Annotated in this window: 18 protein-coding genes; 5 read left to right on the plus strand and 13 right to left on the minus strand. The window is 61.6% G+C overall.

Features of this window, described 5'->3' with window-relative positions:
- Nucleotides 1-59 precede the first annotated feature (59 nt).
- From shc to JQ574_RS18630, 5 genes are all read right to left on the minus strand, one after another.
- Nucleotides 60-2057, minus strand: coding sequence for a squalene--hopene cyclase (gene shc / locus JQ574_RS18610; protein ID WP_212205190.1), 1998 nt, complete (start codon nt 2055-2057; stop codon nt 60-62).
- A gap of 69 nt (nt 2058-2126) precedes the next feature.
- Nucleotides 2127-3374 carry a hydroxysqualene dehydroxylase HpnE gene (hpnE, locus tag JQ574_RS18615; RefSeq protein WP_212205188.1) on the minus strand — a complete coding sequence of 416 codons (1248 nt, stop codon included), beginning with the start codon at nt 3372-3374 and terminating at the stop codon, nt 2127-2129.
- Entirely contained in the window at nt 3374-4213 is an 840-nt protein-coding gene (hpnD, locus tag JQ574_RS18620; RefSeq protein ID WP_212205185.1) for a presqualene diphosphate synthase HpnD, read from the minus strand. Before hpnD ends, hpnE begins: the two co-directional genes overlap by 1 nt.
- Nucleotides 4210-5088 carry a squalene synthase HpnC gene (gene hpnC / locus JQ574_RS18625; protein ID WP_212205174.1) on the minus strand — a complete coding sequence of 293 codons (879 nt, stop codon included), beginning with the start codon at nt 5086-5088 and terminating at the stop codon, nt 4210-4212. The genes hpnD and hpnC overlap by 4 nt, the downstream gene beginning before the upstream one ends.
- A 190-nt stretch (nt 5089-5278) precedes the next feature.
- Nucleotides 5279-5515 (minus strand): hypothetical protein, encoded by a 237-nt coding sequence (locus JQ574_RS18630; protein WP_212205172.1) that lies wholly within the window; start codon nt 5513-5515, stop codon nt 5279-5281.
- A gap of 419 nt (nt 5516-5934) precedes the next feature.
- On the opposite strand from JQ574_RS18630, the gene JQ574_RS18635 reads away from it, so the two are divergent.
- Entirely contained in the window at nt 5935-6438 is a 504-nt protein-coding gene (locus tag JQ574_RS18635; protein WP_192737358.1) for a hypothetical protein, read from the plus strand.
- Nucleotides 6439-6531: 93 nt separating this feature from the next.
- On the opposite strand, the gene JQ574_RS18640 is transcribed toward JQ574_RS18635, so the two are convergent.
- The 5 genes from JQ574_RS18640 to JQ574_RS18660 form a co-directional block, all read right to left on the minus strand.
- The gene (locus JQ574_RS18640) at nt 6532-8913 is read right to left on the minus strand and encodes an RND family transporter (RefSeq protein ID WP_212205170.1); all 2382 of its coding nucleotides are present in this window, start codon (nt 8911-8913) and stop codon (nt 6532-6534) included.
- Nucleotides 8914-9121: 208 nt separating this feature from the next.
- Nucleotides 9122-9922, minus strand: coding sequence for an ethanolamine ammonia-lyase subunit EutC (gene eutC, locus JQ574_RS18645; protein WP_212383767.1), 801 nt, complete (start codon nt 9920-9922; stop codon nt 9122-9124).
- Nucleotides 9923-9929: 7 nt separating this feature from the next.
- Nucleotides 9930-11519 (minus strand): B12-binding domain-containing radical SAM protein, encoded by a 1590-nt coding sequence (locus JQ574_RS18650; RefSeq protein ID WP_212205159.1) that lies wholly within the window; start codon nt 11517-11519, stop codon nt 9930-9932.
- A gap of 148 nt (nt 11520-11667) precedes the next feature.
- A complete protein-coding gene (locus tag JQ574_RS18655; RefSeq protein WP_212205157.1) occupies nt 11668-13050 on the minus strand; it encodes an ethanolamine ammonia-lyase subunit EutB in 1383 nt (460 codons plus the stop codon).
- A gap of 52 nt (nt 13051-13102) precedes the next feature.
- The gene (locus JQ574_RS18660; protein ID WP_312014674.1) at nt 13103-13648 is read right to left on the minus strand and encodes a hypothetical protein; all 546 of its coding nucleotides are present in this window, start codon (nt 13646-13648) and stop codon (nt 13103-13105) included.
- A gap of 561 nt (nt 13649-14209) precedes the next feature.
- Between JQ574_RS18660 and JQ574_RS18665 the strand changes: the two genes are divergently transcribed.
- The gene (locus tag JQ574_RS18665; protein WP_212205155.1) at nt 14210-15955 is read left to right on the plus strand and encodes a methyl-accepting chemotaxis protein; all 1746 of its coding nucleotides are present in this window, start codon (nt 14210-14212) and stop codon (nt 15953-15955) included.
- 185 nt (nt 15956-16140) lie between these two features.
- Nucleotides 16141-16656 carry a hypothetical protein gene (locus JQ574_RS18670; RefSeq protein ID WP_212205154.1) on the plus strand — a complete coding sequence of 172 codons (516 nt, stop codon included), beginning with the start codon at nt 16141-16143 and terminating at the stop codon, nt 16654-16656.
- Between the two features lie 76 nt (nt 16657-16732).
- On the opposite strand, the gene JQ574_RS18675 is transcribed toward JQ574_RS18670, so the two are convergent.
- The 3 genes from JQ574_RS18675 to JQ574_RS18685 form a co-directional block, all read right to left on the minus strand.
- Entirely contained in the window at nt 16733-17179 is a 447-nt protein-coding gene (locus JQ574_RS18675) for a VOC family protein (RefSeq protein ID WP_212205152.1), read from the minus strand.
- Between the two features lie 248 nt (nt 17180-17427).
- Nucleotides 17428-17679 carry a DUF2185 domain-containing protein gene (locus JQ574_RS35905; RefSeq protein WP_409363370.1) on the minus strand — a complete coding sequence of 84 codons (252 nt, stop codon included), beginning with the start codon at nt 17677-17679 and terminating at the stop codon, nt 17428-17430.
- A gap of 203 nt (nt 17680-17882) precedes the next feature.
- Nucleotides 17883-19016, minus strand: coding sequence for a helix-turn-helix domain-containing protein (locus tag JQ574_RS18685; RefSeq protein WP_312014673.1), 1134 nt, complete (start codon nt 19014-19016; stop codon nt 17883-17885).
- Nucleotides 19017-19179: 163 nt separating this feature from the next.
- On the opposite strand from JQ574_RS18685, the gene JQ574_RS18690 reads away from it, so the two are divergent.
- Together JQ574_RS18690 and JQ574_RS18695 are read left to right on the plus strand one after the other, a co-directional pair.
- On the plus strand, nt 19180-19515 hold the full coding sequence (locus JQ574_RS18690) for a helix-turn-helix domain-containing protein (RefSeq protein WP_249119429.1): 336 nt from the start codon (nt 19180-19182) through the stop codon (nt 19513-19515).
- Between the two features lie 301 nt (nt 19516-19816).
- Nucleotides 19817-20482 (plus strand): hypothetical protein, encoded by a 666-nt coding sequence (locus JQ574_RS18695; protein ID WP_409363375.1) that lies wholly within the window; start codon nt 19817-19819, stop codon nt 20480-20482.
- The last annotated feature ends 66 nt before the right edge of the window (nt 20483-20548 follow it).

Below are 20548 nucleotides of genomic sequence, written 5' to 3' on the forward strand. Positions count from 1 at the left end.
ATCACCCGAATTGAGATCACTCGAATGGTCCACGATCGCGGCGGCCCCCGCCCCCCAAGTCACATCCCGACCCCTACCACCCTGCTGTTGGTGCTTCTCAAATTCCGATACCGCGCCATCGCCCAGAGCGGAAAGAACTTCGAGTAGCCATGATAACGCAAATAAAACACCCGCGGAAACCCCGTAGCCGTGTAGCGCGGCTCATCCCACAGCCCTTTTTCGGTCTGTGTGGTTTTTAGGTACTCCACACCGCGCGCAACTGCCGGGTTCCCGACTTCACCCACTGCCATCAATCCAAGCAAGGCCCATGCCGTTTGCGAGGAGGTCGATGGTGCGGCCTCGAATCCCCTGTAGTCCAGCCGGTAGCTGACCGCATCTTCGCCCCAGCCGCCGTCCTGATTCTGAATCGATAGCAGCCAATCGACCGCCTTGCGAATCATTGGGTCCTGATGGTCGACACCTGCGACATTTAGCGCACAGAGCACCGACCAGGTGCCGTAGATGTAATTCAGCCCCCAGCGGCCGTACCACGAGCCTTCGGCAAGTTGGGTGCGGCGCAGATAGTCGATGCCGTCGGCAACAGCCTTGCTGGTTGCGGCGGTTTCGCCGAGTTGCGCCAGCATCGAGACGCAGCGCGCGGTGACATCCTCGGTCGGCGGATCGAGCAGCGCGCCGTGGTCGGAGAACGGGATGTTGTTGAGATAATATTCGAGATTGTTGACGTCGAAGGCAGCCCAGCCGCCATCGCGGCTCTGCATGCCCTCGATCCACTCGCGGCCGCGCGCGATCGCGGTATCATACTCGTTGCTTCCGGACTGCCGACGCGTGCGGTCCATGGCCATGACGACAACAGCGGTGTCGTCGAGATCGGGATAATGCGCATTGTTGTACTGGAACGCCCAGCCACCCGGCCGCACATCGGGCGCCTTCACCGCCCAATCGCCCTTGAGGTCGAGCACCTGCAGCGGCTTCAGCCAGTCGAGACCCTGCTTCATTTTTGCGAGCGTTTCTTCGCCGCCGGCCTCAGCCAGTGCGTGGCAGGTGAGCGCCGTGTCCCACACCGGCGACACGCACGGCTGGCAATAGGCCTCGTGCTCGCCGATCACCAGGAGCTTGTCGATGCCTTTGCGGGTGATCGCGCGCGGCGGAAAATCCGGTCCCTTGCCGAGCGCCTCGTACATCATGACGATGTTGGCCATCGGCGGATAGATCGCGCCCATGCCGTCTTCGCCGTTCAACCGCTCGTCGATAAAGGCAAGTGCCGCATCGATCGCGCGGGCACGAAACTTCTTCGGAAACATCGGTTCGACGACCCGCAGGACGGCGTCGAGGCTGCGAAACAGCAGGAACCAGCCCGTGCTTTGATGCGGCGCCTTCGCCGTCATGCCGACCGACTTCGGATCCTGCAGGAACAATTCGTCGATCCCGACACCTTTCGGATTCTTCGCCAGCGGCTTCAGCGCCGCCATCACCATCAGCGGCACGATCGTGGTGCGCGCCCAGTAGGAGATCTTGTTGATATGGAACGGCGACCACATCGGCAGCAGCATGATCTCGATCGGCAGCACCGGTACCGCGCGCCATGTCACCACGCCGTAGAAAGCCAGCAGGAAGCGAGTGAACACGTTGACTTTGGCGGCCCCGCCGCGCGAACGGATCGCCTCGCGCGCCCGCACCATGTGCGGCGCATCGACGGAATCGCCGATCATCTTCAGCGCGAAGTAGGACTTCACGCTGGCGCTCATGTCGAACGCACCGTCCTGCACCAGCGGCCAGCCGCCATGATTGCCTTGCGTGCGCCTGATATAGTTGGCGATCTTGGCTTCGAGTTCGCTATCGACGGGCTCGGCGAGATAGTGGCGCAGCAGCACATATTCCGACGGGATCGTGCTGTCGGCTTCCAGCTCGAATATCCAGTGCCCGTCGGATTGCCGATAGCCGAGCAGCGCCTGCGTCGCCGAGGAGATCGATTTCTCCAGGGCGACGGGATCGACTGCCGCGATGGGGTCGGCTGCCGCGACGGGATCGGCAACAACGCTGTGATCGACGGAAGACATTTCGTCAGACATCCCTCTGTTCGCGATCGCGCACCGTAAAGCCGGTCACGCGCTCTTCCAGTCAGGCCATCATGTTCTGGCCAGAACCAGATCGGCCGCGCGGTCACCCGACCGCACCGATCCCTCGATGGTTGCCGGCAACCCCGTATCAGTCCAGTCGCCGGCGAGAAACAGGTTTTTGCAAGCGGTGACCGGGCCCGGCCGCAGCGCGTTCTGCTCCGGCGTCGCCTCGAATGTAGCACGGCGTTCGCGCACTATCTGCCAGGGGGGCAGTTCGCCCTGCACGCCACCTGCCTTGCAGACGTCGCGCCAGATCGCCTGCGCGAGTTCTTCACGGGGCATATCGACCAAACGGTCGCCATTGCTGATGGTGACCGACAGGCGCTGCGGGAATGCAAACAGCCATTCCACCAATCCACCGACGACGCCAAGGATCGGCGGCGCATCCCTTGGCGGATCGAAGCGGAAATGCGCATTGACGATGGCGCGAAATTTCGTCGGCGTCTTGAGACCCGGCAGCAACGACGCGGCGGGACGCGGCGGAACGGCGAGCACCACGACATCGTCAGGCGCCAGCGCAATCGCGTCGTCGCCGAACTTCAGTGCGCCGACATGGCTGCCGTTCATCGCGAATTCGCGCAGCTCATGCCCGAGCTGAACGCTGGCGCCCTTGTCCTGCAGCAGCTTGATCGCAGGTTCGATCAGCACCGAACTTAAGCCCTCGCGGGCGATCAGCGGCCGGCAGGCCTGGCCGCCGGCGAGCAGCGTTTCACGGACGATCGCGCCGGCGAGCCCCGCCGAACCCTCCGGCGGATCGACGTTGAGCGCGGCCAACAGCAATGGCTGCACCAGCCGCTGGTACAGCGTGCCCTCGCAGGGGATCGACTTGCCGACCAGTTTGTCCGCCCCTGCCCAGATCAGAGGCATCAGCGCGAGATAATCGCGCAAGGACGTGTCGGGCACCCGGCGCGCCTCGTCGAACACCCACAGCGGCAGCCGGCCATCACCGAGATCGAGCTGCCAGCGCTGGCCGGTCGAGACGTCGCAGAAAGGAAACTGCGCGCGCTTCGGTCCGACCAGTCCCGCCTCGGTGCCGATCGAGCGCGCATAGGCCAGCGCATGGCTGTTGCCCGACAACAGCAGGTGATTGCCATTGTCGATCATCAAGTTGGTGGCGGCGTCGAAATAGGAACGGCAACGGCCGCCGGTCGTTTGCGTGGCCTCGTGGACGCACACCCTGTAATTGGCGTTCGCCAGGCGGACGGCGGCGGAGAGGCCGGAAATGCCGGCGCCGATGATGTGAGCGGTTTTTTGCATCAGATGATCGCGTAACGGAGAAGGATGCCGATCTTGGCCATCTTGGTGACGCGGACCGGCGCGCGCGGCGCGGCAAAGCCGCGCTCCAGCAACAGCTCGAGGATGGCGCGGTAATATTTCGACATGATCCGGGGCGCACGCACCTTGCGCCGCGAATTGCGCTTCATGATCTCGTCGGCTTTCTCGAAATACGCCTTGGCCCGTTCCGCCAGCGGCTGGCAGACTTTCGGCAATGCGCGTTCGACGATCACCCTCTGCGGGTCGTTGCTTGTGATCCCGGCATGCAGCAGGGCTTCACGCGGCAGATACAGACGGCCGAGGGTGGCGTCTTCATCGATGTCGCGCAGGATGTTGGTCAATTGCAGCGCGCGGCCAAGATGATGCGCGAGCTCGACGCCGTCATTCTCCGGAAGGCCGAACACCCGTACCGACAAACGCCCGACGGCGCTCGCGACGCGGTCGCAATAAAGGTCGAGCGTTGCGAAATCCGGCGCACGGATGTCCTGCGGCACGTCCATTTCCATGCCGTCGACGACGGCCAGAAAATCCTCGCGCTTGAGACCGAAGGTCCGCACCGGGGCGACGTAGTCCTGCAGACGTGCCGGCGGACGGCCCCGATAGAGCGCGTCGATGTCATCACGCCATTGCTGGAGGCCGGCGAGCCGTTCGCTCCGCGGTTCGTGGGAATCGGCGATGTCGTCGACCTGCCGGCAGAAACTGTAGATCAGGAACATCGCCTCGCGCTGGTCGCGCGGCAGGATGCGCATCGCGGCATAGAACGAACTGCCGGACGCGGTGGTGCCGTAACTCGCGTTGGCCGCCGCCGTCTCTGATGTCATGCGCCGGCCGCCGGTTTCGACACGGGCCGCCGGCCCACCGCGCGGCGCGCGATCTCGCCGGCGACACCGCCGAGGCTTTGCGCCAGCAATTCGAGCGGACTGAGATGCACGCGCTCAGCGAGGGGATCGCGCACCTTCAGCAGGCCTACGATCTTGTCGGCAAAGGCCTGGATCACCGAGATCTCGAGGCCGAGGCGGAAATCCTTCACTTCGGCCGCCAGCGACTTGCTTTCGTTGAGCACGGTCTCGGTCCGCACCGCGAGCGCCTGCAGGCACTTCAGCAAAGCGGGCGGCGACTTCGCCTCGCCCAGCATCTCGACCGTAGCACCGGCGGCTGCGAGCGCGTCGCGCGGCAGGTAGACGCGGTTGAGGTCGCGAAAATCCTTGGCGCAGTCCTGCAGATGGTTGTTGATCTGCAGGCCGGCGCACAGCGCATCGGAGGCAGCCCAGGTCGAGGTGCTCTCGCCGTGGACGTCGAGCATGAAGCGTCCGACCGGCATCGCCGAGTAGCGGCAATAATGGATCACGTCGTCCCAGTTCTCGTAACGCAGCTTGGTGACGTCCATCCGGAACGCAATCAGCACGTCGAGCGCGTGGCGCGGTGGCATCTCGCGCGCGGCGAGCGCACGGCGCAGGCTGACCGCCTCCTTCTGGGTGTCGCCCCTGCCGAGCAACTCCGCTTCAAGGAGGTCGAGCAGCCTCAGCTTCTCGTCCGGCGGCAGCGTCGCGTGATCGGCGATGTCGTCGGCCGTCCTGACGAAATTGTAGAAGCTGAGAATCAGCGCCCGGTGACGCGGATGAATGATCCACGACGCGACCGGAAAGTTCTCGTCACGGTGGGTTTTTCCGGATCGCAGTTCGCTCGCGCTGGTCATCAAAAGCTGGCTACATTGGTCCAAATGGCGGCACGCGCCGATATCAGGCGCATGCGACGGATCGCGAGCCCCATATAGGGGAATACGCCGCCAAAACCAATGCCATCTGGGGCATCAAGCCCATGCCGCCGCTCCCGGCAAATACGCCGGAAACGGGCCTTGTACGACGGTTAACCGATCCGGACGGGGGTTATTGCCCGTGGCTTTTCAGCACCTGGTCGCAGGCCGCCGTGATCTTCGGACGATTTTGCTGCAGGCAGGCCAGGATGGTGAAATCGCCCTGATCGATCACGGCGCGGCAAAAGCGCTGCACGTCACGGGCGCAAGCCTTTTGCTCTTCCGGCGTTCCACTGCGCTGTTGCTGGGCGAAGGCATCCGATGACACCGCTATCGACAATAAAGAGAGAGCCAGGAAAAGTTTACGCATCGTATTCCTTCATTTCGGCAGCAAGAAATCCTGTTCCCGAATCGTGTTTCGGCATCGCCGGGACGGATTTGTTTGAAGACGCCGCGTAGCGCAGCAATGAGCCGACGACAAGCGCTGGTAAATGCGGCCAAATTTGCGGCGCTGGTGCCTATCGATTAACCAATTGATATATCACGTTTATTCACGGCATAACTTTCTTCTTGATTGGCTGTTGCGGACAGGCCCTCGCGAAGCTAGATGCTGCCAACGAAGCTCAACGGATATTTTTTGATTCCGTGCGTGAAAATGCCGCCTTTCGGGGCGCTATCGCCGCAAGTGGCATTTTGTCATTTGAACCTAACATATCGCGGGAACACTAAATCTTCGATGTGGGCGAGACGTGTCTTTGAAAGAGCGTCTATTTTGATGGGAAAATCACAATGAAAATGTTTGGTTCCAGTCTGTTTGGTCAGGCTCTCACGGCCGTTGGCGTTGGCGCCGCGCTGATGTTGTCAGTCTCCGCAGGCTACACGCAGGCGGGAGGCCCGTTTGCCGGTTTTGACGGAAATTGGGCCGGCGCAGGCACGGTCGCGCTGTCCAACGGCACCACCGAAAACATCCGTTGCAAGGCCGACTACAAGGTCAACGCCAACGGGCTCGGCCTGAAGCAGAACCTGAACTGCGCCAGCGACAGCTACAAATTCGTTCTCTCCAGCGACGTCACCAGCCAGGGTGACCGCATCTCCGGCAACTGGAGTGAGAAGAGCCGCAACATCTTCGGCAATCTGCAGGGCACCGCGGGCGGCGGACAGATCGACGTGTTCGTCGAGGCGTCCGGATTTGCGGCCAATTTGAACTTGCGGACCAACGGCACCAAGCAGATCGTGCAGATCAGTTCCAAGGGCGAAATCCGCGGCGTCAACATCACGCTGACGAAGACCTGATCGAGCGGTCTCTTAGGTAAAAGAGCCAGGTTCTGCTGATCAGAACCTGGCTCTTTTTCGTGTAGACGGCTTTTTGCAAAAGCGGCCGATCGGCTACTTTGCCGGCTTGGCGTGAGCGCCGGTGCCGCGGATCCTGTCCGACAGGTTGATCAGGAACATCGACGTCGGCCGCAGGATGAAGAGATCCGCGACCAGTGCTGCGACCATCGAGAACGCGCTGAGCCAGCCGAACAGGCGCAGCGACGGCAGGTCGGAAAACACCGTCACGACGAGGCCGCAGGCCAGCACCACCGTGGTCAGGATCAGCGCCGGGCCGACCAGCACGGTGGCGCGTTCCACCGCCAGTTCCGGACTGATGCCGGGCTTCGACTCCAGCCGCAGCCGGTTCAGGAAGTGGATCGTCGCACTGAGACCGAGGCCGAACGACACCGTCAGCGCCACCACGCTGGCGAATTGCAGTCCCTCCCCGAGCAGCCACAGCACGGTGCCCGATGCCACCACCGGGAAAATCCCCGGCAGGATGCAGGAGAACATCACCACCACCGAGCGGAACGCGAGGCCAATGAAGATCGCGACCAGCAGGAATTCGATGGTGAGGCCGTGGTTGAGCTTCTGGATCATGTTGGCGCTGTTGCGCGCGGCGATGGCCGACAGACCGGTCACCGCGATCTCATAGCCCGGATGCTCGGCGCGCACCTTGTTGAGCGCCGCGTCGAGCTTGTCGACCACGGGAAGAATCTCGCTGGAATCGAGATCGGGAACGCGGCCCGACACCACTACGGCGTCCTGATCGGCCGAGATGAAGCGCCGCACCAGATGTTCAGGAATCACGCTGACATATTCCTTGAGCGTCGCGACATCGCTGCTGCCGGCCTTTTCGGCCAGCCAGCGGCGCAGCGTTTCCAGCGACCAGACGTTGCCGACGCCGGCCGCCGTTTCCACCATGGAATGGACATCGGCGATCGTCTTCAGGGTGTCCGCCGAATAGAGCGAGGCGCCTTTAGGGAATTCGATCAGCACGTCGATCGGGTTCGCGCCGGTGAGCTTGGCATCGAGACGGCTCGACGCCGCCACCGCCTGGCGTTTGTCAGGCACCTGGTCGGCAAGACGATAACGCGGCTCCAGCGTGGCGTAGATGTAGCCGAGGCCGGCGACCAGGATCACCGCGAGCAGGCTGAACAAGCCGGGGCGGCCGACCATGCGCACGGCGATCCAGTAACAGAAATTGCGCAGCGCCTGAACGCCGGCGTCGGCACCCTGGAATTTCACCGCCATGATCTTTTCGTTGCGCACCAGAAGCACGCCGAACGCGGGCACCAGCGACAGCACCGCGATCAGCGCGATGATGGTGGCGGCGAGCCCGGCCTCGCCGAACTTGCGGATCAGCTCGGAGTCGGAGAATTGCAGGGCGATGAACGAGATGCCCGCGGTGCCATGGGTGAGCACGCAGGCCGGCCCCACCACCAGCACGGCGTTCTTGAAGGCGGTGTATTTGTCCTGTCCCGCGATCAGCCGGTCGCGCGCGGCGAAGGTCAACTGCATCGAATCGGAGAAGCTGATCACCATGATGAGCGGCGTCATCACGTTGAGGAACATGTTGAGATTGAATCCGGCCCAGCCGAGACCGCCGAGCGCGAGCAGGATCGCGATGATCGGCGGGAACGCCGCGATGATCATGAACGATATCTTGCGGAAGAAGATGATCGCGATGATGCAGCCGGCCAGGATGCCGAGGATGTTGTAGGTCAGCCCGTCGCGCTTGACCGCGTTGCGGATCTCGAGCTGCATGACCGGAACCCCGGACAGCTGCGCGTTGAGCCCGCTGCCGGCGAGATCGTCGGCCATGATCTTGCGGATATCGGCGATCACCCTGGAGAGGTCTTTGCTGGCGACGATCGATGGTTCGAGCGACAGCACCATCAGCGCCAGCGTGCCGTCCTCGGACAGCAGCTTGCCGCGAATGATCTCGTTGGTCTTCACGGTCTCGACGAATTTGTCGTAGGCCGCGCCTTCCGGCAGTTCAGAGGGGAACAGCGCCGCCGGCAGCTTGCCGCGCTCCGGCGCCTGACGCGCCGAAAACAGCGAGACCAGGCCGCGCACGCCATCGACCAGTTGCAGGTCGGTGACCATGTCACGGATCTTCTCGAGATTGGGCCGCGCCATCAGCGCCTTGCCTTCGACCACCACCAGCACGTCGAACTCGGTCGCCGGGAAGCGCTTGGTGACGGCTTCGTACTGCTTGTAGTCCTTGGAATCGGAGCGGAACAGCTGGCTCAGCGAATCGTCGATCTTGATGCGCTGGATGCCGAAGATCGCCGCGATCATCAGGGCGGCCAGGATGAGGCAGGACAGGATGGGCGCCTTGACCGCGATCAGCCCCATGCGCTCGAGACCGAAGGCGATGCTCTGCCCGGGCGGCGGCGGCTCCTCGATCTCCTCGACATGGACCCGACTTTCGGTGTTCTTTTCGAGCATACCCTGTCCAGTTCTCACGTCGGCTTGAATTGTAGTTTGGGTTGCGGGCGCGGATGCGGCTCAGTCAGCCCCATATCTGATTGGCGCTGATTGGCGCTAGCCCTTGAAATCACGCGGTAAATTAACCGCCGCCGTTTTACAGGCCCGGACCGCATACGGCAAGCGCGCGGCGGGGGTCAAATCGCCGTGCAGATCACGAAAACCACCGCTAAGTCTCTGATTTGTCACACTCGAACCAACCAGCGCCGATCCGCGCCGGTGCCGCGCCACCGCTTTCATCTTTTAGTGCGACGCCCGTGACTTGCCGGGCCAGCCCCTCGCGCACCAGCCAGGCGATCTTGAAAGCGGCTTCATCGTAGCCCAGCCCCGCGCCGTGGATGTTAGAGACGCAGTTGCGATCAGCGTCGGTGAGGCCGATGCGCGGCGCAAAGGTCAGATAGGCGCCGAGGCTGTCCGGCGCCGACAGGCCCGGCCGCTCGCCGATCAGCATCAGGACCATCCGTGCGCCGAACATGGCGCCGATCTCGTCCCCCAGCGCCACGCGCGCGCCGGAGGCGACCGCGGTACCGCCGGGCTGGACCTCGGCTTCCTGCAATCGCGGAACCAGATGGCGAACCAGTTCGACCGCATGGACATTGACCGCCGCGGGCGACAGGCCGTCGCCGACCACGATGGCCAGCTGGCACGGGCCACCGCTTCGATCGGCCAGCGCGCGTTGCGAGGCCGGATCGAGCATGCGTCCGAGATCGGGGCGGCGCAGATAATCGCGCCGGTTGCGCGCCTGGCTGGACAGGAGAACCGGCGCCAGTCCAAGGCTGGCCAATTCCTCGACGAGACGCGACGTGTCGAAGGCGCCATGAACCGCATCGCGGGCCCGTGCGTGGTCGAGGGTGAAAGCAAGCAGCGCATCGGTCGGCATGCTGGCGCCAGCCCGGCCAAGCCCGACGCGCGCCGGCGTGAGCTCCCGCAGATCGCTCAACGAACGGCACGCTAGCACCGGCGTTTTCATATCGGTGTTACTCGGCAGGAACCGAGGCCTCGCGCAGCCGGATCGAATAGTTCGATGCGCTCTGCTGACCGCCGGAGGCTGCACGCGCGAACAGGATCAGATGATGCGCGATCATCGCCGAACCGATCAGGCCCTCGATGTCGCCCTGCCGCAGCCGCCGCAGCGCGAACTTCCAGAACGCCTTCCGGTAGTCGCCGAGCACCCCGACTTTCCAGAAGATGTTGCGCAGCATGATCAGGCCGCGCCGGATATTGGCCCAGCTCTTCATCTCCGGGCTGACAGGCCTTTTGAGCCGGTTGGCGTAGGTGTATTCGCATTGATACTGATAGCGCGCGAACAGCCGCGCGGGTTCATAGGCGAATTCCATGCATTTGCGCCATGAACTGACCACCTGATCGTAGGGCAGCAGGAAATCGACATTGGAGTCGCGGCTGTCGTCTTCCTCGAGCAGCCGGCCTTCCTTTTGCAGGCGATCCCACAGCGGTGTCTTCGGCAGCGCCTGCAGCAGATTGATCGTCAGCAGCGGAATCCGGGATTCATCGACAAAGGCCAGCAACGCGTCGGCGGTCTCGGGCTTGTCGGTATCGAGACCCATGATGATGCCGGAGACGACCTCCATGCCATAGGAATTGATGGTGTGGATGCCTTCCAGGATCGGGACCATCATGTTGTGGTCCTTGTGCATCGCCTTCAGCGCGTCGGGATCGGGAGTCTCGATGCCGCAGAACACGGTGACGAAGAAGGCCTCGTGCATCAGCTTGAGGATCTCGGGCCGCTTGGCGATGTTCAGCGTCGCCTCGCACGCGAGCCGCGTGATGTAGCCGGTTCGCTTCTGCCATTCGACAAGATGCGGCAGCAGGTCGAGCGCCGCCTTGCGGTTGCCGATGAAATTGTCATCGACGAAATACACCGTGTCGGTCATTCCACATTCGCGCAGCCTGTCGAGTTCGGCGACGATCTGCTGCGGCGTCTTGATGCGTGGATTGCGCCCATAGAGGCCGGGGATGTCGCAGAACTCGCACTGATAGGGACAGCCGCTCGAATACTGGATACTGCCGAGGAGATATTTTCTGATCTCGGCGAGTTCATACGCCGGAATCGGAAACTCCGTCATCGCGAGGCGGTCGGCAGTCTTCAGCACCACCTGCTGCTCAGGCCGTGACGGGTCGCGCGCCAGCCGCGCGATCAAATCATTGGTCGCGTCGCCGAGTTCGCCGACATGGAGGTAATCGAACGAGGGATAGTAATCCGGGCAGGCGCTCACCGACGGCCCGCCGATCGCGACCGCGAGGTCGAAGGCATGGGCACGGCGGCAGATGTCGTTCATCTGCTGGCGCTGGATGTGCATGCCGCTGACGAACACTGCTTCCGCCCACTCGAAATCTTCTTGGGTGGCGGGGCGGAGGTTTTCGTCGACGAAACGGACCGGCCAGTTGGCCGGCAAATAGGCCGCGATCAGCAGCAACCCCTGCGGTGGCATGAAAGCCTGCACGCCATCGGTCAGAGGATAGGCGTATTCGAACGTGCCAAAAGATGACGTGTATCGGGGGAAGACACACAGGATGCGCCGTGCCGTCTCAATGCCTTCAGCTCTCATCAAACTTCCTCAGCCAAAGCCCTATCGCAAATTTAAGCACGTCATTGAAGGGTGGGCCAGAAATTCTTCAAGATTGTGGCGGCCCCTTATAACGCGCTGGCGGCCCGAAGGTTGCGTGGCAGCTAGTCACCGGGCGCGCCCGGACGGTTCAAGCGATCAGCCGTGACGCAAATTCGGGTAGCAGGCCCGCGTCGCCCGCAAGGCGGAAATCGGGGCCGGCAAGCCCGCTGCGCAGCAGCCAGTCGTCGAATTCGGGCGCCCGCTTCAGTCCGAACAGGTCCCGGACATAGAGCGCGTCGTGGAATGAGGTGGACTGATAGTTCAGCATCACGTCATCCGCGCCCGGCACCCCCATGATGAAGGTAACGCCGGCGGCCGCCAGCAGCGTCAAGAGATTGTCCATGTCGTCCTGATCCGCCTCGGCGTGGTTGGTGTAGCAAACGTCGACGCCGAGCGGCAGGCCGAGCAGCTTGCCGCAGAAATGGTCCTCCAGCCCGGCGCGGATGATCTCCTTGCCGTCATACAGGTATTCCGGGCCGATAAAGCCGACCACGCTGTTGACCAGCAAGGGATCGAAGGCGCGGGCCACAGCATAGGCCCGCGCTTCCAGGGTCTGCTGATCGACATTGTGATGGGCGCCCGCCGACAGCGCCGAGCCCTGCCCGGTCTCGAAATACATCACATTGTCGCCGACGGTGCAGCGGCCTAGCGATAACCCGGCCTGCTGCGCTTCCCGCAACAGCGCCAGATCGACGCCAAAGCTGCGGTTGGCGGCCTCGGTCCCTGCAATCGACTGGAATACGAGATCGACGGGCGCGCCCTGCCCGATCAGCCCGAGTGTGGTGGTGACATGGGTAAGCACGCAGCCCTGGGTCGGGATCTGCAGCCGCGCGATCACGCCGTCGAGCAGGCGCACGAGCTCGCCGATCACGGCCGGATCGTCGCTCGCCGGGTTGATGCCGATACAGGCATCGCCCGATCCGAGCAGGATGCCGTCGAGGATCGAGGCGGTAATGCCCCTGGCGTCGTCAAAGGGATGGTTGGGCTGCAGGCGGACGCTCATCCGGCCCTTCAGGCCGATGGTGTTGCGAAACGCCGTCGTGACGGCGCATTTTTTCGCGACCAGTATGAGATCCTGGTTGCGCATCAATTTGGACACGGCCGCCGCCATTTCCGGCGTGATCCCGCGCGATATCTGCTGCAGCACCGCGGAGGTCGCAGCGTCCGAGAGCAGCCAGTCGCGAAAACCGCCGACCGTCAGCGACGAGATGACGGCAAAGCCCGACGCATCGTGGCTATCGACGATCAGCCGGGTGACCTCGTCGTCCTCGTAAGGCACCACCGTCTCGCTCAGGAACTGCTTGAGCGGGACATTCGCGAGCGCCATCCGCGCCGCAATCATCTGCTGGGCGCTACCAGCCGCGACGCCGGCCAGGCGATCGCCGGAACGCGACGGCGTCGCCTTGGCAAGCAGATCGCGCAAATCGTCAAAGACGTAAGAGGTGGCATCGATGGCTTGGCGATAGACCATGCTGATTTCCTGGCCCCTGCTCTCGCTCCACGGTCGTGGCCGCCGCCCGGTGCTAGTTCAGTGTACCGTAATAGCGGCCGAAAAAGCTAATCTCATAGGCGATCGCGTCGAACACGAACAGCTTGTGAAATCTCGGATTGCGCGTGATCGCGGCCACCGCGCACAGCGCCACGAATGCGCCGATCCGCGGGAGATATTCAGGTCCCAGGAAACGTAGATGTTGCTCGCCCTTTATCAAGGTATCGACCACATCGAGCGCTTCCGTCAGGGCAATCAAGCCAAAGAACCAGCGGCGGCGGTCGAGAAAATAGTCCTGATAGCCCTGATAATCATCGAGATCCTGAGGAAAAAGCAGCGCGCTCAGGAAATAGTACATCGACGTGTACACGCAAACGAAGGCATAGAGGCCAAACGTCCATTGCTGCACGAGGCTCAGCCGAAACTCCCACCACCAGAACGTGACCACGTTCAGGAGTGCCCAGGCCACCCAGCCCAGATGAACAGACCAGACCGGGTAGCGGCCGGGATGCTGGATCAAGGTCGCGAGGCCACTGATCAAGCGGGTGACGCTGAGCCCGAGAATGATGGCGAGCAGCACGCGAACGTGGAGATAGAGATCGACATTGCCCGTCAGGGCAGCAGTTTAAGCCCTCGTCCTCACTCGCAATCGAACCACCTGGTGCAGCAGGCCTCCTGCGCACACGGTGGTTCCAGACGATGGCTTCTGGGTTTGCGCGTTCACCCGCCTGGGCAAGACGAGCCAGACCGTTTCGTCGCTGTGTAGCTTGATTCGCGCCCCCGGTGTTTGCGGGTCCCCCTGCGTGAGAACGCTTCTGCTCGTTTGCGGCAGGTTGGCGCGCCCTCACATCCGTCAGGCGGCTTGCCGCTATGGATGAGCGAGAGCCGCGAGTGGGCTGGCGGCAACACGGGATCACATCGAATCGCACCTCGTCCGTGAGCAACGCTTGGTAAGAAATACACGCTCCGGTCGCAGTGCCGCACCTGACAGACCACCGCGATAACCATTTGAACTTCTTATGTAATAAATTCCAAAAGTTGCAGCCATGCGAACCTCGCGCGTTAAGACATTCTCCATGAAAACGCTGCACAATTTATAGACGGCCGACGGTGCTCTCACCGGCCTTTGTGGAGTGCCGTTATGGCTGAAATTGTGAAATCCCCCACCTCTGTCCGCAGCATCGCGTCCCGCCTTTCGCTCGCGACCAAGCTGTATTCGATCTTTGCGTTGTTTGCGGTCCTCGTCGCCGCCATTACCGCGTTGTCCGACTACAATACCCGCCAGAACGCCGCGCTCACCGAGGCCGTGGCAACGGCGAGCCGCGCCGCGCAGAATGTCGAGCGCGTCAACTCACTGGTCTATGCCGTGGTGATGGAATCGCGCGGCGTCTACATGTCGACGGAGCCCGCCGTCGTGAAGAAGTACGGCGATGGCTTGCTCAAATTCAACGAAAGCATTCTCGAAGTCGTCCGGAACTGGCAGGCGCTGGTACAGGCCGACGATGCCGAGCAGTTCGCCACCTTCAAGAAGCGCATCGAACAATTCGTCGACTTCCGCAAGGAACTGGTTCGGCGCGGCGTGGAAATTGGCGCTGCCGCTGGCCGCGAATGGGGCGACAATGACGCCAACCGCCAGGTGCGCTCGGCCCTGAACAAGGATCTCGAAGCGCTTTCCAGGGTCTACGCCGAGCGCAGCAAGAAGCTGGCGCAGCGGGCCGACGCCAACCATACGCTGGCCTTTGTCCTGACCGGTCTCGGCGTGCTGGCGATCATCGTGGTCGTGATCGGCGTGCTGATCATTTCCCGCTCGGTCGCGCGTCCGCTGTCTGTCATCACCGACACCATCAAGCGCGTCGCCGAGGGCGCCGAAGGCGTCGAGGTGCCGCACGCCAATCGCCTCGACGAGATCGGCGCGCTGGCGCGCGCCATCAAGATTTTCCAGGAGGCGATGGATCGCAACCGCAATTTGAATTCGCAGGTGGTCGAGGATTCCAGGGCCCGCGAACAACGCACCAGGCAGATCGAAGCCTCGGTGGACTCGTTCCGTGAAGCGATCGGCGGCGTATTGCGCGCCGTCACCGACAACGCGACGTCGATGCGCGGCACGGCTGAAACCATCGCCAGCGTAGCGTCGGATGCCAGCGGACGCGCGGTTGCGGCGTCAGGCGCCACCGAGCAGGCTTCCAGCAACGTTTCCGCGGTCGCCAGCGCCGCCGAAGAACTGTCCGCTTCCGTTGAAGAGATCGGCCGTCAGGTTCGCCAGTCTGCCAGCGCGGTCGAACAGGCCGGTCTGCGCACGGAGAAATCCGTCACCGAGATCGAAGGGCTTGCCGCCGCAACGCAGCGCATCGACGGCGTGCTCAACCTGATCCAGGCGATCGCCGAGCAGACCAATCTGCTGGCGCTGAACGCAACGATCGAGGCCGCGCGCGCCGGTGACGCCGGCCGCGGCTTCGCCGTCGTCGCCCATGAGGTCAAGGCGCTGGCCGAGCAGACCGCCAAGGCGACCGCCGAGATCGGCCAGAACGTCGGCCTGATCCAGACCTCGACCAGGAATTCGGTCGATGCCGTCCGCGAAATCGGCAACGCGGTGCGCGAGATCAACGATGTGACGTCGGCGATTGCCGGCGCCATCGAGCAGCAGGATTTGGCGACCCGCGAAATCTCGCAGAACGCGCAACTGGCCGCGCAAGGCAACGGCACGCTGGTGGTCAATATCGGCTCGCTCAGCGACGCCATGGGCAAGACCAGCACGGCCGCGGCGTCCGTCCTCACCGCCTCCAGCGACCTGACGGCGACGGCAGAAACGCTCTCGCGCGAGGTCGAAACGTTCTTCCGCAATCTGCGCGCCGACCCGGTCGACGATTTCAGGCGCACCGGCACCTAAGGCGGGACGAAGTTATCCTGAAGCGATATCGGATCCCCAAATCGGCGGATATCTGATCCGCCAGGCCGGCAACGCCAAGGGGTATCAACCCGTCAACCATCCTTTTCACGTGTGCGCGTTAACCATTTGTTAACCATACGCTTGCGATTGTCCCGTCACGGCCCAGCGCATTGGAGGAGAACACCATGGCCCGGGAGAGCAGAGCCACCATCAGGCAGCCAAACGCAATCCGTCGCCCTCACATCTACAGCCTCGTCGTACCGCGGACGGAGGACCAGGGTGACTCGGACTTCAGCTTCGAACTCGAAGAGGCCCTGTCAGCCCCGGCAGTCCCGTCACCCGCGGCCCTGCCGAAAGACGCCGATTCTCCAGACCATCTTCAAGCCCTTGAGCTGATCAGTGGCGCCGCCCAGGCCATGCAGATGGTGGAAAGCCACTCGCACAAAATCCAGGCCAAGGCGTTCGAACTGTTGCAGCATTCACGTTCGAAGCGAATTGAGGCTTCACAACAGATTGCCAGCCTCCAGGAAAGATTGATTGCAAGTGAGGCGAACGTAGAACAACTCACGAAACGACTGGCCGAAGCCGAAGCGCGCGCGAATACGGCCGAGCACTGGCTGCGTCGCTTCCACGACGCCATCAACACGGCCTTCGCAGACAAGCGCGCTTGCCAGCCAGACAAGGTGTCCTCAGCTGCCTAGAGCATGATCGGTTCTGATCGAATCAGAACCGAAGCTCCAGTTTTTTGGTTTGACGCATTTTCTACCGCAGATAAGTCTAGGCTGAGCCGTCCCACTGTACCAACTCTACGGTGATGCCCTCGGGACCCTCGAAGAGCCGCAGCTTTCGGCTGATGTAGTCCATCTCGTCACTCAGCACGGTTACGCCGTTGGCCACGAGGTGCGCGGTGGCCGCCTCAATGTCATCGACGCGGAACGCGAGATGATTGAAGCCCAGTTTTCGCAAATTCGTCGGGTGCGCACCCGGATCGGTCCCCGGGGGCGGGTCAAACTCAAGCAGCTGGATCTCGAAATGAGGGTCCGCTCCTTCAAGCACAAGGGTGATGTGCTGCGCTTTCATGGCCGGCATGCCCATGTACCGGGCGGGAAGGCCACCGTCGATCGTCGCAACGTGCCCCTTTGTGAAGCCAAGCAGCGCGAAGAACCCGATCGCCCGGTCGGCGTCTGCCACTGCGATCGTGATATGATCCGGATTGAGTATCATCTGATCACTCCCTGTCATCAACGCCGCGCACTCGGCCGCGCCGGCTTGCCTCCGCCGGATGAGCTGCCGGCAACTGGCACTCCCGCCCGGTTGCAAGGCTACCAGTTCGCTCCATCGCACGGTAGGCGGCCCCGCGGCGAAGCCTGCTTCGGGGCACAAGCTGCATCACCGCCGAGGATGGCAACGTCTGCTATGGGCCAGAAGCCTCTTACTCCGCAATCCGATAATCAACGATTTGAACGAAGTGATCATTGGCATTCGTCCGAAAGCTCAACCTTCCGCCGCGTCGAGACAGGCATGATGTCGGGATCGTATTTCGCTATCGTACTGATGTCATAAATCCCATGATTAGCTGCATCATTCATGTAGTCGTCTGTTTCGCCCGGCCATGAACCTCTATCCGCTATCGATCGAGTTGCCGGCCTTTTCCCGGTACATGAAGCGGACGCGCATGCCGTCGACTTTGATCCTGTCCGTTGCGAAACATGCTCCGTAACCACAGGCGAGCGGTTTGAAATCTCCGGCAGTCTTTGCGAACCGCTTCTGCATCAGGCCTCTCACCGAACGGGTAGCGCGGCCACAATGATCTAGCTTTGTGCAACGTTCAGATAAGGTCAAAAGCTGACTTCCGGCGTGGACGTCAATTCCGCTTGGATCCAAAACGGACATTGAACCCGTCGAAACAGCTTCGTAGAAACAAATATTATCGAGGTCGCCATTGTTCGCGAAACTGCCCCGGCGTTACGCCGGCAACCCTCCGGAAGGCGCGGGTAAAGTGGGCAGGATCCGCGTAGCCAGAAGCGAACGCGATTTCGATGATCTTGGAATCGGTGTTACGTAAGAGCTGCCTGGCATTTTCAAACCTGACGGCATCCACAAGCTCCGAATATGTAAAGCCGGCGCGCGAGAGCTTGCGTTGAAGGCTACGCGCACTGACCCCTGCCAGTTCTGCAATTTCAGCAAGCATTGGAGGTCGCTCGTCCAGGTAGGAGGGAAGCATCAGCTTCAAGGCCTGGATGAAGTCAAAACTTGAATGTTGGACGTGGTCGCTCTTCAGATCGAGAGAACTTTCGCTGGACCTGTTAGGGAGTGCCAGAAGCGAAACAGGCACGTCGATCCACGATGCTTCTTGACCGGACAGGAATCGAGAGGTCGGCCAAAATGACTGACATGCCGGACCCGGCGTGTACCGCGCTTCAAAGGCGATAGTTGCCGGAGCCCAATCCGGTCCGGCGAATTGCCGGACGATGTAAATCGGAAAAACGTTCTGAAGCCACTGTGAATGCTCGAGATGCTGAAGCCCCTTGGTCCCGGCAAGCCTGCTGCAATAGCGCACATGATCGTCGTGGTGCTCGAGCCAGTTGCTCAAGTTTGAGTCTTCGAGCGATGCCCATTTGCAGGCCTGTTGTAGCGCGACAAGCAGCGTCGGAGAATGACCGATTAAAATCCGGGTCCTTTCACTCAGGTGGCCGAAATGTAGCGTCTTGGCAGCGTGGAATCCGAAATCCTCTATGCCCTGCGACCTACTGGCAAACTCCGCAAATTCGATCGCAGGTAAAATCGGAACGTAGTGATCGGATTTTTCCTCCAGCGACGCTGGTAAACGAAATTTCTCCAGCAGCGAAGCGGTTGGCGTGCCAAGATTATTCAGAATGTCCGCGAAAGGACTAAGGTGTTGACAACGCGTCAAATGAATCTTCGGCACTGACTGCACCTCAAAACGAAATCTAAAACGTACTAAAGAACGCGCAGTTGGCAGCCCAACTGCATGCCTGCCTGAATCTTGTCGACAGACTATCAGTTCCGCACCGCTTTTTGCTTCCGTTTTATCGAGCACAATCCTTCCGAGAGAGTTTCAGGTTTCGGACAATTCCATTTGACGAAAATTTTGGCGCCTATTGGCCAGATGAGTCCCATCAAGGGCCCGTAGTCTCATCACCCGAATTCCATTGAGGGAGCATAGGCTTCGCGCCTCGCACCAACCGATGAGAGCTGTCCGCTTGCCTTCACCCAAGGCGGTCCGCGCCGCCATTGTTGCATCACTGCGGCACGGTGACGCAACCCTGGATAGCACAGCCCACGCGCTCAAAATCAGTGGACGCACATTGCAGCGTCATCTCGAACGCATGGGTACAAGCCACGGCAAACTGCTCGCCGAGGTGCGTTTGCAGATCGCGTGCCACTTGCTCGCCGATTCGAGTAAGCGCTTGTCGGATATCGCTAAATTCCTCGGTTATACCAACGCGAGCAGCTTCAGCCGATCTTTTGCCCGTTTGATGAAAATTCAACCTGTTGTTTATCGGCGGCAGCAACGTGGCCGCAAGCATGATGGTTGATTTGCTCGCCGTCGTTCTCATGCGATCAGCCGCTGAACAACTTCTGACGATTGGCGCGAAATGGCAAGACGCGCGATGTGAATTGGCGCGAAATGCAGAACGGTCGCCGCGGCGGTGAAAGCGTCACCAGCGCGAGCGAGCTATCCCGCCATTGATCTATATCAATGACGACCATGGTGAATTGGGAGGTGTCGCTAGCGTTTTCGGCTTGTCTGCACGGCGCTGCTCCAAGCTGCTTTTTGAATTGCTCAAGTGCCGATCGAAAAAGAACAACCAGCCTGCAAAGGAGAACACCATCATGATGGCTCGCCTTGCCCTGATCGCGGCTTGCGCCGCTGGTTTAGTGGCTCTTCCGCACCAACTTCTTGCTCAATCGCCGGCAGAGAACAAGCCGCACATTCCGCTTGATAAATCCATCGGTCAGGCAAAGCCGGAAGTGGTCCCGTCTCTTTTTGTCCTCAACTCGCGCGGCGCGAGTCTGAAGGAAGGTAAACTGGTGCTGACGGGAATTTCACCGAATGCGATCGTCTTTGCCGATCGGCCTGTTCGCGCCGCCGGGCATGATCTCACGTCGCGAATTGTCGAGGATTGGGGCAACGGCAGCGACAACTTTGCGAAGGATCCCCCAAACGCCACCGTGTCCGGATTCAAGAAGGACGGATCATCCGTGGTCGATGCCGTCGTCGTACTGAAATCGCCCAAGCTTGAGGGTGACAAGCTGACTTTCGATGTCGACATACTCGAAGGCGATCTCGCTGGAGCGGACGGCCCGGCATCAGTCTTTATCGACATCATTGGCCGGCCATTCACGCCGTTGTCTTTCGCCGGCGTCGCCCGCCGCACGGCCTGGCGGGGAGCGTTCTACCGTGGCGCTGCTTTCGCGGGAGCGGCCGCTGTGGCCGGCGCAGCGGCGTATCCCTATTACGCTCCCCGATGCGGATACTACCCCTATCCGCCTTGCTATTGAGCGTTGCCGATTAGCGGCATCGTAGCCGCCAATTTTTACACTCGTCTAAACGACGCCGTTGCAAAA

The organism is Bradyrhizobium sp. AUGA SZCCT0158, from assembly GCF_018130065.1.
Taxonomy (GTDB): Bacteria; Pseudomonadota; Alphaproteobacteria; order Rhizobiales; family Xanthobacteraceae; genus Bradyrhizobium.

Excerpts from the sequence above, each read along its gene's own strand:
- shc (WP_212205190.1), bottom strand. The coding sequence starts at position 2,057 with ATGTCTTCCGTCGATCACAGCGTTGTTGCCGATCCCGTCGCGGCAGCC.
- hpnE (WP_212205188.1), bottom strand. The coding sequence starts at position 3,374 with ATGCAAAAAACCGCTCACATCATCGGCGCCGGCATTTCCGGCCTCTCC.
- hpnD (WP_212205185.1), bottom strand. The coding sequence starts at position 4,213 with ATGACATCAGAGACGGCGGCGGCCAACGCGAGTTACGGCACCACCGCG.
- hpnC (WP_212205174.1), bottom strand. The coding sequence starts at position 5,088 with ATGACCAGCGCGAGCGAACTGCGATCCGGAAAAACCCACCGTGACGAG.
- JQ574_RS18630 (WP_212205172.1), bottom strand. The coding sequence starts at position 5,515 with ATGCGTAAACTTTTCCTGGCTCTCTCTTTATTGTCGATAGCGGTGTCA.
- JQ574_RS18635 (WP_192737358.1), top strand. The coding sequence starts at position 5,935 with ATGAAAATGTTTGGTTCCAGTCTGTTTGGTCAGGCTCTCACGGCCGTT.
- JQ574_RS18640 (WP_212205170.1), bottom strand. The coding sequence starts at position 8,913 with ATGCTCGAAAAGAACACCGAAAGTCGGGTCCATGTCGAGGAGATCGAG.
- eutC (WP_212383767.1), bottom strand. The coding sequence starts at position 9,922 with ATGAAAACGCCGGTGCTAGCGTGCCGTTCGTTGAGCGATCTGCGGGAG.
- JQ574_RS18650 (WP_212205159.1), bottom strand. The coding sequence starts at position 11,519 with ATGAGAGCTGAAGGCATTGAGACGGCACGGCGCATCCTGTGTGTCTTC.
- JQ574_RS18655 (WP_212205157.1), bottom strand. The coding sequence starts at position 13,050 with ATGGTCTATCGCCAAGCCATCGATGCCACCTCTTACGTCTTTGACGAT.
- JQ574_RS18665 (WP_212205155.1), top strand. The coding sequence starts at position 14,210 with ATGGCTGAAATTGTGAAATCCCCCACCTCTGTCCGCAGCATCGCGTCC.
- JQ574_RS18670 (WP_212205154.1), top strand. The coding sequence starts at position 16,141 with ATGGCCCGGGAGAGCAGAGCCACCATCAGGCAGCCAAACGCAATCCGT.
- JQ574_RS18675 (WP_212205152.1), bottom strand. The coding sequence starts at position 17,179 with ATGATACTCAATCCGGATCATATCACGATCGCAGTGGCAGACGCCGAC.
- JQ574_RS18695 (WP_409363375.1), top strand. The coding sequence starts at position 19,817 with ATGGCTCGCCTTGCCCTGATCGCGGCTTGCGCCGCTGGTTTAGTGGCT.